Source organism: Pseudomonas sp. FME51, from assembly GCF_014897305.1.
Genome location: NZ_JABUYN010000002.1, coordinates 402,073 through 415,469, shown reverse-complemented (window position 1 = coordinate 415,469; position 13,397 = coordinate 402,073). Strand labels below are relative to the sequence as shown.

Here is a 13,397-nt window from a genome sequence, read left to right as displayed (position 1 = left end):
GATCGGAGCTCCTTTTCCCTTCCGCCTCCAGGAATATCGACGAATGGAAGTAATGAATACTCTGTTTGTGATCTGTGCCGGGTTGCTGTGTATCAGCATTCTGGCCAGTTCAATGTCCTCCCGACTGGGTATTCCCTTACTGCTGGTTTTCCTTATCGTCGGCATGCTCGCCGGCGAAGAAGGTCCCGGCGGTATCGCTTTCGACAATATCGATACTGTCTATGTCATCGGCAGTCTGGCATTGGCAATCATTCTGCTGGATGGCGGTATGCGCACGCGGGCGGAGAACTTCAAGGTCGCGCTCTGGCCGTCGTTATCTCTGGCCAGTTTCGGGGTATTGATCAGCGCTCTGATCACCGGCCTGGCGACGGCCTGGTTGCTGGAGCTGCACTGGCTGCAGGGGCTATTGCTCGGCTCGATCGTCGGCTCCACCGACGCCGCGGCTGTCTTCTCGCTGCTGCAAGGCAAAGGTCTGAACCTGAAGCGACGGGTCGGTGCCACCCTGGAAATCGAGTCCGCATCCAATGACCCCATGGCGATCTTTCTAACCATCACGCTGGTGGAGATGCTGGCCAATGGTCAGACCTCTTTCAGCTGGTCGTTTCTGCTCATGCTATTGCAGCAGTTCGGTATTGGCGGCATCTGCGGCTTGGCGGGTGGTTTCTTCCTGACCTGGCTGGTCAACCGGGTCAATCTGGATACAGGGTTGTATCCCCTGCTGATCACCAGCGGTGCAATCCTGGTCTTTGCGGTTACCAATATACTCGGCGGCAGCGGCTTCCTGGCCATCTTCATCACCGGTCTGGTGCTCGGCAACAGCCGTTTGCGCAGCCTGCAGAACATTTTACACATGCAGGACGGCATGGCCTGGCTGAGCCAGATCGGCTTGTTTCTCATGCTCGGGTTGCTGGTTACCCCGTCGGAGATGCTGACCATCGCCCTGCCCGCCCTGGCGATCGCTTTCTTCATCATCCTGGTAGCGCGACCGATTGCAGTAATGATCTGCCTGGCACCTTTTGTATTCTCGTGGCGGGAGCGCCTGTTCATCAGCTGGGTCGGACTGCGCGGTGCGGTGCCGGTTATGCTGGCAATCTTCCCACTGGTGGCGGGGCTGGACCAGGCGCAACTGCTGTTCAACATGGCATTTGTAGTGGTATTGGTGTCTCTGCTATTGCAAGGTGCCAGCCTGCCGATCGCCGCACGATTGTGCCGCGTTGAAATTCCGCCCATCCCCGAGCCACTGCATCGCACCAGCCTGGATGTGGTGGTCGAAAGCGATTACGAACTGATGGTGTATCAGCTGAGTAATGCCAACTGGTGCGTAGGCGTGCATCTGCGCGATCTGAACATGCCGAAGGATACGCGCATCGCCGCGCTGTTCCGTGGCCGCAAACTCCTGCACCCTTCCGGTAGCACACAGTTGGAACTGAATGATGTACTCTGCGTCATCGGCCACGCGCGGGATCTGCCGGCGCTATCCAAACTGTTCAGTACCACCAGCGCCCCGTCCCGGCTGGACAGTCGCCGGTTCTTCGGCGATTTCACCCTTGAAGGCTCGGCATTGCTGGGCGATGTGGGGAAATTTTATGGCTTCGATGTTTCACCGGAAACCATGGAAATGACCCTGGCAGCGTTTTTCGTCAAACAGTTCGGCAACTATCCGGTGGTGGGTGACAAAATCGAATGGCAGAGCATGACCCTGATGGTAGCCGAAATCGAGAATGACCTGATCCAGAAAGTCGGATTGAAACTGAACGATGGCAAGAGCGGACCCGCTGCCCCACCGACAACCTGATGCGCCCGCGCCAGCCGGTCGAGAGCATCTGCCATTGAAACACTGAAATCGGAGGCGCCATGAACATCAGTCAGGCGGCACGGACCACGGGTTTGACGCCGCGCATGATCCGCCACTATGAAAGTATCGGCCTGCTCCCCGGCACCACACGCACGGCCGCAGGCTATCGGATTTTCAATGAGCAGGACCTGCATACTCTGCGGTTCATTCAGCGGGCTCGCAGCCTCGGTTTTTCCATCGAGCAGATCGCCCAGCTGCTGGCGCTCTGGCAGGATCGCGAACGCAGCAGCGCTACCGTCAAAGGCCTGGCACGCCAACACCTGCGGGAATTGGAGGAGAAGATCGCCGGACTCCAGTCCATGCATGACAGCCTGTCAGAGCTGGCCAGCTGCTGTCTGGGCGATGAACGGCCGGACTGCCCGATCCTCGAGCGTCTGGCCGATGAAGAACAGCCTCAGACAATGAAACCCACGCTCAGCGCAGGAAGTTGAACAGACTCAGTCCGCTGACCTTGACGAAGCTCTGCTGCGCCGCCTGCAGCACGATACTCTCCATGCTCAAGCGGCTGAGTGCTTCTGCGTAGTCCAGATCTTCCAGACCCGACTGCACCGTCGTGTTGATCAGGCTGGCTTCATCGTTTTCCAGCTGAGTGGATTCAATCACGTTGAGACGGGCGCCGAGACTGGTTTGCACGCCCAGAACCTTGTTCATCGCATTGTCGAGGTTCTGCAGGCTGACCGATAGCATGTCGCTGCGCTGCTGTTTCCCCTCGGTGCTGTCGTCAGTGTTTTCCAGCGTATCGCGCAACAGGCGAACGGTATCAAGCACACTGCGCTTTTCTTCGCTGTTAACAGTGAACTCGTTCCCGGCAGCCAGGTCGCCGCTTAATGTCACCGCCATGCCAGCGTAGCCAACCTCATAGTTCCCATCAGCGTTCGGCTCTAACACGCCACTGGCGAGCTGAACATCATCCGCACCTCTGATCTCATAGGCGAACTGGGTAGGATCAGCCGGGTCGGCGCTGATGACGATGCTGACACCATCACGGGGAAAATCCTTCGAGAGCGTCTCGTTATCCTCCACCCTGCCGGGAGAAATAGCCCCGCTGGCATTATTCGCTGGGGCGGTTGTTAGCCGAGTGGCATTGGGCACATCAACAAACAGCTCCTTGCCGTTGTCATTGATCGCCACCATCTTGGCGCTGCCGATCTGGATCGAGCGCTGTCCCTCATCACCGGCATAGGTATAACTGCCATCGGCGTTCTTGACGAAAGGCTGGCTATCACTCTGATAGCCGCCGAACAGATACTCGCCACGGGCATTCTGACTGTTGAGCAAACCATGGAGTTCGTCTTCGCGCTCGGCCAGTTCTTGGGCCAAAGCCTGCCGACCGCCAGCATCCAACGCACCGTTACCCGCCTCCAGCGCGATCTCCCGAACACGCTGCAGCACGTTATTCACCGAGTTCAGAATGGCCTCTTCCTGAGTCAGGCTGTTGGTTGCAGCCGTCAGGTTGTCTTTGTACTGGGCCAGCTTGCTGGCTTGCTGGTCCAGCTGCAGCAGACGCACCGAGGCAACCGGGTCATCCGCCGGCGTGAGAATACGCTTGCCGGAGGTGATCTGTTCCTGCGTTCGGGTGACGGCAGAATAGTTGTCCTGAATCCCGCGAACGCCGGTATTGAATGCCTGAATGGTGGAAATACGCATTTTCGTCAGTCCCCGTCAGCGCATGCTGCTGATCAATGTGTCGAATACAGTGCGCGCCACTTGAATGATCTGCGCCGAGGCGTTGTAGTACTGCTCGAACTGGATCAGATTGGCCGCCTCTTCATCGAGGTTCACCGCCGACACCGAGTTGCGGTTGTTGGTAGCTTGCACCAGCATGGCATGATTGGCATCCGCCTCGGTACGCGACTGGGCGGTGAAGGTCGCGACCTTCTGCACCAGGTCGCCATAGCCATCGAGCAGCGAAAAACCCCGAGCGCCCTCACCCTGCCCCAGCACTTGACGCGTCTGCAGATCAGACATGGCCTGCGCGTTGCGGTTATCCGCCACGCCGGTATTAAAGCCGACCGAGAAGCTGTCACCATCCAGCGGCTTGCCGGATAGCGTCATGCTGAACTTGTGTCCATCGACTTCCCACTCAAAGGGCTGTCCAAGAGTAACCTCGATCTCCAGCACCGGATCTTCACTGGTCAGCACGCCCGTACCGGTACCGGTTTCGGTATAGGTGAACTCGGTGTCCAATCCCTTCAATGCCGCCAGCTCCAGCGGCTGTGGCCCATTGACCATCAGCGGTTGATTGACATTGCCTGTCCCGCGGTTGTTCAAGTCTGCTTCACTTCCCAGCGGCGCGGCGAAGGCCAGTTGCTGTGGTTCGGTCATGACCACCGAAAGCCCCTGCGCCGCCGAGCGTGTAGGCGTCAGCAGATAGCGATCCCCGGCCTGGTAGTTGCCACGCTGATCGCCCAGATCGAGCCCATCGAAGGCGGCATAGCGAGGATCACCTTCACTGGCATTCAGATCGAACGGACCGAGCACTCGGTCGTCAGCCAGCCGCCGTACCGTGAATTCGGCTTCGCTGGTGAAGGTCAGCTCATAGTCCGACGTACTCAATGCCGAGGTATCATCGATGCGCACATCCAGCGTGGACTCCGAACTATTACCCTCACGCCCGCGGCTGCGCAGGGCCATATAGGCATCGCTGTTGATATCCCCAAACAGGTCGCTACCCACCTGGCCGTTCAGGTCGAGCCCCTTGCCCAACTGCTGGTTGAACTCGCTGGCGATCGACAACGACATGCGACCCAGGGCATTGAAGGCCAAATCCAGCACATCCTGGCGATAATTGAGCAGACCGCCCAGCTCGCCGCCGCTGATCAGCTTGGTAACGTCCTGCGCGGAATTACCACTGACCAGTTGAATGTCCACCCGTGAAGGATCAGCGCGGCCAGGGGTGGCCTGCAGCACTGAGGCTTCCTTGCCGACCACCAACGGCTGACCGGAGCCAATGAACAGGTTGACGCTGTTGTCATCCTGATTGACTACGGTGACGCCGACATACCCGCTGAGCTGTCGGATAGCCTCATCGCGCGCATCCAGCAAGTCGTTCGGCACGGAGCCATTGGCCGAGGCCTTGGCGATGGCATCGTTGTAACCGGCCACCGATTGCGCCAGCCGGCTGACCTGCTGGGTGACGCCGGTCATCTGCTGGCTGATGAACTGGTTCTGCGTGGACAGCTGCTGATGGACCGAGTTGAAACGCCCGGCCAGCCCCTGGGCCTCGGACAGAAACAGCTGGCGCGCCGGCAGGCTGGCCGGATCTTCGATGGCGGTTTGCAATGCATCGAAGTAATTCTGCATGCCGGTGGTGATCCCGGACGCGGTGCTGGACAAGGTGCTGTTCAGCTCCTCGATCTGCGCGTTATAGGCATTGACCTCGGATGCTGCTGACGTGGTCGAGCGCACCTGGTTGGTCAGAAACTGATTGTAGATGCGCTGAATATCGACCACTTTGGTGCCAGTGCCCATATAACCTGCGCCGGTCTGGCTGGGCGAGTTGGCAGCCCGGATCGCCGTCTGGCGACTGTAACCGGGCGTGTTGACGTTGGTGATGTTCTGCCCGGTAACCGAGAGATTGGTTTGCGCGGCGCGAAGTCCGCTGAGGCCGATATTGAACAGATCTGCCATGCTTTATGCCCTGCCTTCACTGGCGTTGGTGTTCACGGTTGCTGTCGCATTTTCGTCGATCAGTTTGCGTGCAATCTGCGATACCTTGCTGGCGTAACGCGGGTCGGTGGCGTAGCCAGCCTGCTGCAGTTCGCGGAAGAACGCATCGGCGTTACCGGTGCGGGTCAACGCCTGCTCATAACGACCATTGCTCTGCAGGAAGTCGACATAATCATTGAAGCTCTGCTCGTAGGAGTCGTAGCTGCGGAAGGTCGCACGCTCCTGCTGTTTGACCCCGCCGCGGTATTCGGTGGTCAGCACATTGGCTGAATCACCCTGCCATTGGCCATGAGTCTTGATGCCGAACAGGTTGTGACTACTGCTGCCATCCTTCTCGCGAATGATCGACTTGCCCCAGCCAGTCTCAAGAGCAGCCTGGGCGACCAGATAGTGCGGATCCACACCCAACCGCGCCGCGGCTTTCTCCGCCATGGGCAACATGGCTGCGGCGAACTCGGCTGGGCTCTCGAAACGCGCCTTGGTATTGGTTGCCGCCATGGTTTCCGGACTGCTCTGGGCCGCCAGCACAGCGCGCATCGGCTGCCAGTGGCGGGACGGCTCAGCCGACTCGACCGGGGTGGCTGTTTTTTCTGCCGCTGGCGTATTTCCGAGCACCACCTCACCATGCCCGACGCTGATACCCAGACGCCGCCGCGCCAGCAAGGCCGAGTGATCCGGACGCTCGCCTGCGGCCGTATTGACAGTGGCGGCCGGCGTTGCCGCTGCGGCTTTTTCCGGCGACAGTTGCCGCAGCATCACGTCAGCCAATCCCATACCCTGCTTTTCCGCCAGATGTACCGACAGCTGGCTGTCGTACATATCCTGATAGAAGCGCGTCTGTGGCGTATTCAGCGGGTTGCCTTCGGCAAACGCCTGGTTGGCGTCACGCATGCTCTTGACCATGACGTTCAGAAACAGCGATTCGAACTGCTCGGCCACACGCTGCAGGTTCTCCGGGCTGTCAGCCTTGCTGCCGGCCTTGAACTGCGCCATGGCATTGAGATCGGTATAGCTGAGACTGTTGCTTTGCATGGGACTGTCCTCAGATGACAACCAGATCGGCGTTCAGGGCGCCGGCTTGCTTCAAGGCTTCGAGAATCGCCATCAGGTCACCCGGTGCAGCACCAACCTGGTTCACCGCACGTACGATCTCATCCAGGGACACGCCCGGATTGAACACGAACATGCGGCTGTCGCCCTCTTCGATGCTGATCTGCGAGCTCGGCGTCACCACTGTCTGGCCGCCGCCGAAAGCCGCATCGGGCTGGCTGACCTGATAGTTCTCGCTGATGGTCACGGTCAGACCGCCGTGGGTCACGGCTGCCGGCTGGACGCGCACGTCCTGGCCAATAACGATGGTGCCGGTCCGCGAATTGATGACCACCTTGGCCGCCGCGTTGCCCTGCTTCACTTCAAGATTCTCGACCATGGCCATGTAATCGACCCGCTGGTTCGGGTCCAGCGGCGCGCGCACGCGAATGGAGCCACCATTGAGCGCCTGCGCCACGCCCGGACCGAAGGTGTCGTTGATCTGGTCAACCACGCGCTTGGCGGTAGTGAAGTCGTAACGGTTCAGGTTGAAGATCAGATGGTCGCTGCTGGCAAAGGGACTGGCAACGGCACGCTCCACAGTAGCGCCGCTGGGGATACGGCCAACGCTGGGCACATTCACGGTAATCCGCGAACCATCGGCACCTTCGGCGCCGAAGCCGCCCACCACCAGGTTACCCTGGGCAATGGCATAGACCTGACCATCAAGACCCTTCAATGGCGTCATCAACAGACTACCGCCACGCAGACTCTTGGCATTACCGATCGACGACACGGTGATATCGATAGTCTGACCTGGACTGGCAAACGGCGGCAGGTCGGCATGAATGGCCACCGCCGCGACGTTCTTCATCTGGATACGCGTGCCCTGGGGCACGGTGATGCCGAACTCGGTCAACATGTTGTTGAAGGTTTGCACGGTAAACGGCGTCTGCGTGGTCTGGTCGCCGGAACCATCCAATCCAACCACCAGACCGTAGCCGATCAACTGGTTGCTGCGGATACCGGCAACGCTGGCAATATCCTTGATGCGTTCGGCCTGGGCCAGCGGGCTGATCAGCGCCAGACACAGACAGATCAATAATGTGCGCATGACTCTGCTCCTAGAAAGGCCACACCGGGCTCATGAAGAACTGGCTCAGCCAACCGGGTTTGCTGGCGTTGGCAAAAGCACCCGTGCCGGAATAAGTGATACGGGCGTCGGCGATCCGGGTCGACTCCACCGTGTTATCGGAGCCGACATCATCCGGACGAACGAGCCCGGACAGGCGTATAAGTTCGTCGCCGTTGTTCAGAGTGATCCACTTTTCACCGCGCACAGCCAGCAGGCCATTAGGCAATACATCGGCAACAGTGACCGTGATCGAACCACTCAGACTATTGCTCTGGTTGGCATCGGCCTCGCCATTGAAGTCGCGACTGCCGCCGAGCTCAATGCCGGTGTTGATGCCGGCAATGCCGCTGCGCCCGAACAGCATGGGGTTGGCGATGCTGGTGCTGCTGTCTTTGCTGATTTCGTTCTCCGCCTTCTTCTGCGCGGCCATGCGCTCGGTGAGCATCACGGTGATGACATCGCCGATACGGTTGGCCTTGCGGTCTTCATACAGGCTGATTTCAAACCCCGGCTGGTAGATGGCGCCATTGTTGAGTTCCTGGGGCATGGGCGTACGCGGCATCACCGGCGCATAGGCCGGATCATTCGGCTTGGGCGGTGTCTGAACGCACGCCGCCAGGGTCGCCACACAGATTGCCAACAGAATTACGCGCAGGGATTTCATGTCATTGCACTCCAGGAACCGGTCGATTACAGGTTCTGACTGATGTATTGCAGCATCTGGTCTGCGGTGGAAATGACTTTGGAGTTCATTTCGTAGGCGCGCTGGGTGGTGATCATGTTCACCAGCTCTTCCACCACGCTGACGTTGGAATTTTCCAGGGTATTCTGCAGCACGGTACCAAGGCCGTTCTCACCGGGATTGCCGGCCTGCGGAGCGCCGCTGGAAGCGGTTTCCAGGAACAGGTTTCCGCCAATGGCCTGCAGTCCTGCCGGGTTGATGAAGTCGGCCGTCTGCAGCACGCCCAGCTCCTGAACAGCGGCATCACCAAACTGGGAAATCGATACAGTGCCGTCTTCACCGACGGTGAAGGTCTGTACTTCGTCAGGCAGGGTGATGCCCGGCTCCAGCGGGTAGCCATTGGAGGTGACGACGCGGCCGTCGGAATCCAGGTGGAAACTGCCGTCGCGGGTGTAGCCGATGTTGCCGTCGGGCATCAGGATCTGGAAGAAACCACGACCATTGATGGCCATATCCAGCGGTTGCTCGGTGGTCTGCAAGGTGCCGGTGGTGAAGATTTTCTGGGTACCGGCCACGCGCACCCCGGAACCCAGCTGCAGACCCGACGGGAGCTGCGTATCTTGGGTGCTTTGAGCTCCTGGCTGGCGCTTGATCTGATACAACAGATCCTCGAACTCCGGGCGATCACGCTTGAAGCCGGTAGTCGAAACGTTGGCCAGGTTGTTGGAAATGGTGCTGAGCATGGTGTCCTGGGCGGACAGACCGGTCTTGCTTACCCACAGTGCTGCGTGCATGTCGTGTCTCCTAGCTGGTCAGAAATGATCAGCTGATCTGCAGAAGTTTGTTGGTGGCCTGGGCGTTCTCTTCAGCGGTGCGCATCATCTTGATGTGCAGCTCGAACTGCCGAGCCAGGGACAGCATGGCGGTCATCTCTTCCACCGCATTGACGTTGCTGCCTTCGAGAAAACCGGTGACCAGGGTCACGGCACCGTCAGCCGGCTGTTCCTGGCCGTCATTCATCCGCATCAGGCCATCTTCACCCTTGTGCATAGTGGCCTGATCGGGCCTTACCAGCTTGATGCGATCCACCTCGGCCAGCACGTTAGGGGCTTCACCCTGGGCACGGAAGCTGATGGTGCCGTCGGTGCCGATTTCCACCTTGTCTGCCGGCGGCAAGGCAACCGGACCGGCATTGCCGAGTACCGGCAAACCGCCGCTGGTGCGCAGGATGCCAAACACGTCGATTTTGAGGTTGCCGGCGCGGGTGTAGGCCTCGCCCCCATCGGGCGCCTGCACCGCAATCCAGCCTTCACCTTCAACGGCGACATCCAGATCGCGCCCGGTTTCCTGCAGCGTGCCGGACGACATATCGGTTCCGGGGCGCTCTGTCATGGCGTACGCGCGGGTTGGCAAACCTTCACCAAACACCGGCATGGAGCGGGCCTGCTCGAAATCCCGACGAAAACCGGTGGTGCTGACGTTGGCCAGATTATTGGCATGGGCGCGCTGGGCCAGCATGTTCTGACTGGCGCCGCTCATGGAAAGAAAGAGGGATTTATCCACGCTCTACTCCGCTTCGGCAATCTGACGGGAAATTGCCGCTTTGAATGATCTCGGCATAGAACAAAGCAGGTATCGTGCCAACTGCGAAAGAAGCCACTTAACTAAATAAAATCAATAAGTTAAAAAAATTAAAAATAAAAAAGCGGCAACAGAGGCAAGTCGGGTTGCCGCTGTTGCCGCTTTATCAGCGCGAGTAATGCTTAACGCAGATTGATGATGGTCTGCGTTACAGCATCTTCGGTCTGGATGGTTTTGGCATTGGCCTGATAGTTGCGCTGGGCAACAATCAGGTTGATCAGCATCTCCGACAGATCAACGTTGGATTGTTCCAGCGCGCCGGACTGAATCAGGCCTTGAGTGCCGGTACCTGGCGCACCGATCACCGGCCCGCCGGAGCTGCTCGACTGAGCCCATGCGGTATCACCCAGTGGTGTCAGCCCCTGCTGGTTGGCGAAGGTCGCCAGCACCAATTGGCCCTGGGTCTTGGTCTGGCCGTTGGTGTAGCGCGCAATCAACATACCTTGATCGTCAATCTCCAGACCGGCAAGGTCACCAGTGGTATAACCGTCCTGAGATACTGCAGTCACTGCGAAGGCGGCGGCGTACTGCGTGGAACCATTGAGACTCAGATCGAAGCTCGCTGGCGAAATGGCGCCCGTAGGCTGTCCAGCCATGTCCCGCGGCGTCCAGCCGGTTATTGCGATCGGCTGCTCGGTCTGCAACTGCCCAGTGCTTGAAAAGCTGAGCTGAGCCGGTCCTGCCTCGCCGTTCAAATCCACCGGCTTACCGCCGATCATCACATGCATATCCCAACTGTTACTGTCATTTTTGACAAAGTACTTGGTCATGACATGGGCGTTGCCCTGACTATCGAATACGTTCACTGATGTAGAGCTGTTAAAGGTCGACGAGTCGGCAGGATCGAAGCTTGCTCTGGCAGCTGCCTGACCAGCAACTTCAGCAGCTGCATGCTGCTCAGGCGTTCGTGTCGACAGCAGTGTCGCGACACCTGCATCGTAAGTATCCTGATAGGCTTTCTGTGCTTCCGCCTTAGCCGTGGCAATATCCTCCGGCGACGAGCTCGGATCAGAAATCACACTGTCGAAAGCAGCACGGGCAGCCTCGCTTTCCGCTTTGATTGGGGCAAGCTCTTCGTCCGAAGGCGCCAACGCCGCGTCACGTGCCTGATCATATGCGCTCTCCCATGCCGGCAATCTGACACTGGCGGAGTTCAGGTTCAAGGTCGAGGCTACCTTGCTGGTAGGATTCGGGTTGGCCGCCCTAGTATCAACCCTAAGATCAGTCGGCACCCCTTCGTTGACCTTACCAGTCAGCAGATCAACGCCGTAACCCTGCAGGCGCTCGCCATTATTGTTGACGATGAAACCTTCCTGATTGGTGCCAAAATAGCCGGCGCGGGTGTAGCTCAGCGCACCGTTGTTGCTGGTAACGAAGAAGCCATTGCCGTTGATCGCCAGATCCAGGCTGTTCTCGGTGTAATTGATATTGCCCTGGGTAAAGATCTGCGCGACGTTGTTCAACACTACGCCACTGCCCTGGGCATTACTGCCGGTACCCAGAATGGATGCCGCGTAGACATCGCCAAACTCCGCACGCGAGCTCTTGAAGCCCACGGTACTGGCGTTGGCGATGTTGTTACCGGTGATATTCAGATCGGAAGATGCCGCCCGGATACCACTGAGACCGATATTGAAAGACATGATTGACTCCTGTTGATACGTGTCGGACGACGCTTACTTACCGATTGTGAAGACTTCTGACAGGCCGATACTGCCCAGCCCCGCCAGGTTGAGAACCATTTCACCGCCGTGGCCGACCCCCAGCGAGACGCTGTCCACATTCGCCGGCAGCAAGGTAGCCAGCTGGATGGTTTCACCGTTGATGCTGGCCTGCCCCTCGAAACGGTATTTGCCGGCCGGCAAGACATTGCCGCTGGCATCTTTTCCGTCCCAGGCAAACTCGTTGATACCCGCTTCCTGCGCGCCCAGATTGATGGTGGAGACCACGCTGCCCGCGTCGTCATAGACACTCACCGTTACCGCACCGCTGGCCTGCGGCAATGCCAGCTGGCCGGTAAAGCCGGCCTGAGGATCGACCATCGCCTGATCCGTTGGAATTATCACGGTCCGGCCCACCAACGAGGAGGCCTGCAGCGCTTGGGAAGACTGGAAGCTGCTGGCCATGGCATCGATCGAGCTATTCATTTTCTCGATACCTTCGACGGTACTGAACTGCGCCAGCTGGGCGATGAATTCGCCGTTTTCCTGGGGCGACATCGGATCCTGGTTATTCAGCTGCGCGACCAGCAGCTCGAGAAATTCGTTCTTGCCCAGCTCATCACCCTTGGCAAAACGGCCCTGATCAACCTGATATTGATCCAGCAGGCTGTTGCCGACGCTTATATTGCTCATTCGCCCACTCCCTTATTGGCCCAGCGTCAGCACGCGCTGCAGCATGGTTTTTGCGGTATTCATGATTTCCACATTGGTCTGATAGGCCCGCGAGGCGGCCATCATGTTGGCCATCTCTTCCACCACGTTCACGTTCGGGTAGAACACATAGCCCTCTTCGTTCGCCATGGGGTGATCAGGCTCGTAGCGCGTTTGCAGCTCGGCATCCGACTCCACCACACCCAGCACCTGCACACCCTGTCCTGCCTGGTCCGCCGGCGCGAACAAGGATCCGCCCATGGCCTGCTGCTCATTGAATACAGTGGCAAACACAGCCTGGCGGGCGCGGTAAGTCTGGTCGATGCTGCTGGAAACGGTCTCGGCGTTGGCCATATTGCTGGCTACGGTATTAAGCCGCAGAGACTGTGCATTCATGCCGGAACCGGCAATATCAAATACCTGATTGAGCGACATGATCAGTCTCCGCGCAGGGCTGTCATCAACCCTTTGAATTTGCTGTTGAGGAAAGTGAAGCTGGCCTGAAAATCGACGGCGTTTTCCGCATAGCGGGCCTGCTCAGCCTGCGTTTCCACGGTATTGCCGTCGACCGACGGTTGGTAAGGAATGCGATAGCGCAGGCCGGCGGCCTGATCGATGAAGCCCTCGACATCCAGGTGTCGGGCATGTGTGCGCGCCGCCTGGAAGCCCTGATCTCCACCCGTCTGCTGGGCTTCCAGCACGGCGGCAAAGTCCAGGTCACGGGCTTGGTAATTGGGCGTATCGGCGTTGGCGATATTGTTGGCCAACACCCCGGCACGGTCGGCACGAAAGGCCAGTGCCTTTTCATGCACTCCCAGAGCGCGATCGAAACTCAAACTCATAATGACATTCCTCACTGTGGCCCGACGGCCAGAGTTCTATTGCCGCTGCCATCAGCTTTAGCAATAGTTATGCCATTACAAATTTAACCTTATAAATCAATAAGTTATTCAATCAAGAATCGACGAAGCGGCAAGGGATTTCCGCCCAACGGCAAGCCTGCAAGGGCAACCG

Annotated in this window: 13 protein-coding genes; 2 read left to right on the top strand and 11 right to left on the bottom strand. The window is 58.6% G+C overall.

Annotation, left to right across the window (positions count from 1 at the left end; genetic code table 11):
- Positions 1-43 precede the first annotated feature (43 nt).
- Positions 44-1,795, top strand: a complete 1,752-nt coding sequence (locus INT39_RS06365) for a potassium/proton antiporter (protein WP_193072915.1) — start codon at positions 44-46, stop codon at positions 1,793-1,795.
- A 59-nt stretch (positions 1,796-1,854) separates the two neighbouring features.
- Positions 1,855-2,286 carry a Cu(I)-responsive transcriptional regulator gene (gene cueR / locus INT39_RS06360; protein ID WP_193072913.1) on the top strand — a complete coding sequence of 144 codons (432 nt, stop codon included), beginning with the start codon at positions 1,855-1,857 and terminating at the stop codon, positions 2,284-2,286.
- On the opposite strand, the gene flgL is transcribed toward cueR, so the two are convergent.
- The 11 genes from flgL to flgB form a co-directional block, all read right to left on the bottom strand.
- A complete protein-coding gene (flgL, locus tag INT39_RS06355; RefSeq protein ID WP_193072912.1) occupies positions 2,270-3,502 on the bottom strand; it encodes a flagellar hook-associated protein FlgL in 1,233 nt (410 codons plus the stop codon). The two genes, cueR and flgL, sit on opposite strands and share 17 nt — an antisense overlap.
- 15 nt (positions 3,503-3,517) lie before the next feature.
- Positions 3,518-5,485 carry a flagellar hook-associated protein FlgK gene (gene flgK, locus INT39_RS06350; protein WP_193072910.1) on the bottom strand — a complete coding sequence of 656 codons (1,968 nt, stop codon included), beginning with the start codon at positions 5,483-5,485 and terminating at the stop codon, positions 3,518-3,520.
- A 3-nt stretch (positions 5,486-5,488) separates the two neighbouring features.
- Entirely contained in the window at positions 5,489-6,556 is a 1,068-nt protein-coding gene (gene flgJ / locus INT39_RS06345; RefSeq protein ID WP_193072908.1) for a flagellar assembly peptidoglycan hydrolase FlgJ, read from the bottom strand.
- Positions 6,557-6,566: 10 nt separating this feature from the next.
- Positions 6,567-7,667 (bottom strand): flagellar basal body P-ring protein FlgI, encoded by a 1,101-nt coding sequence (locus INT39_RS06340; protein WP_193072907.1) that lies wholly within the window; start codon positions 7,665-7,667, stop codon positions 6,567-6,569.
- A 10-nt stretch (positions 7,668-7,677) separates the two neighbouring features.
- Positions 7,678-8,352, bottom strand: coding sequence for a flagellar basal body L-ring protein FlgH (gene flgH, locus INT39_RS06335; RefSeq protein ID WP_193072905.1), 675 nt, complete (start codon positions 8,350-8,352; stop codon positions 7,678-7,680).
- A 26-nt stretch (positions 8,353-8,378) separates the two neighbouring features.
- A complete protein-coding gene (flgG, locus tag INT39_RS06330) occupies positions 8,379-9,164 on the bottom strand; it encodes a flagellar basal-body rod protein FlgG (protein ID WP_193072904.1) in 786 nt (261 codons plus the stop codon).
- 28 nt (positions 9,165-9,192) lie between these two features.
- Positions 9,193-9,933: a flagellar basal-body rod protein FlgF gene (flgF, locus tag INT39_RS06325; RefSeq protein ID WP_193072902.1), complete on the bottom strand. Its 741-nt coding sequence runs from the start codon at positions 9,931-9,933 to the stop codon at positions 9,193-9,195.
- Between the two features lie 200 nt (positions 9,934-10,133).
- A complete protein-coding gene (locus tag INT39_RS06320; protein WP_193072901.1) occupies positions 10,134-11,654 on the bottom strand; it encodes a flagellar hook protein FlgE in 1,521 nt (506 codons plus the stop codon).
- Positions 11,655-11,687: 33 nt separating this feature from the next.
- Positions 11,688-12,365 carry a flagellar hook assembly protein FlgD gene (gene flgD, locus INT39_RS06315; RefSeq protein ID WP_193072899.1) on the bottom strand — a complete coding sequence of 226 codons (678 nt, stop codon included), beginning with the start codon at positions 12,363-12,365 and terminating at the stop codon, positions 11,688-11,690.
- A gap of 12 nt (positions 12,366-12,377) precedes the next feature.
- On the bottom strand, positions 12,378-12,818 hold the full coding sequence (gene flgC, locus INT39_RS06310; RefSeq protein ID WP_193072898.1) for a flagellar basal body rod protein FlgC: 441 nt from the start codon (positions 12,816-12,818) through the stop codon (positions 12,378-12,380).
- A 2-nt stretch (positions 12,819-12,820) separates the two neighbouring features.
- Positions 12,821-13,225, bottom strand: a complete 405-nt coding sequence (gene flgB, locus INT39_RS06305; RefSeq protein WP_193072896.1) for a flagellar basal body rod protein FlgB — start codon at positions 13,223-13,225, stop codon at positions 12,821-12,823.
- Positions 13,226-13,397 lie beyond the last annotated feature (172 nt).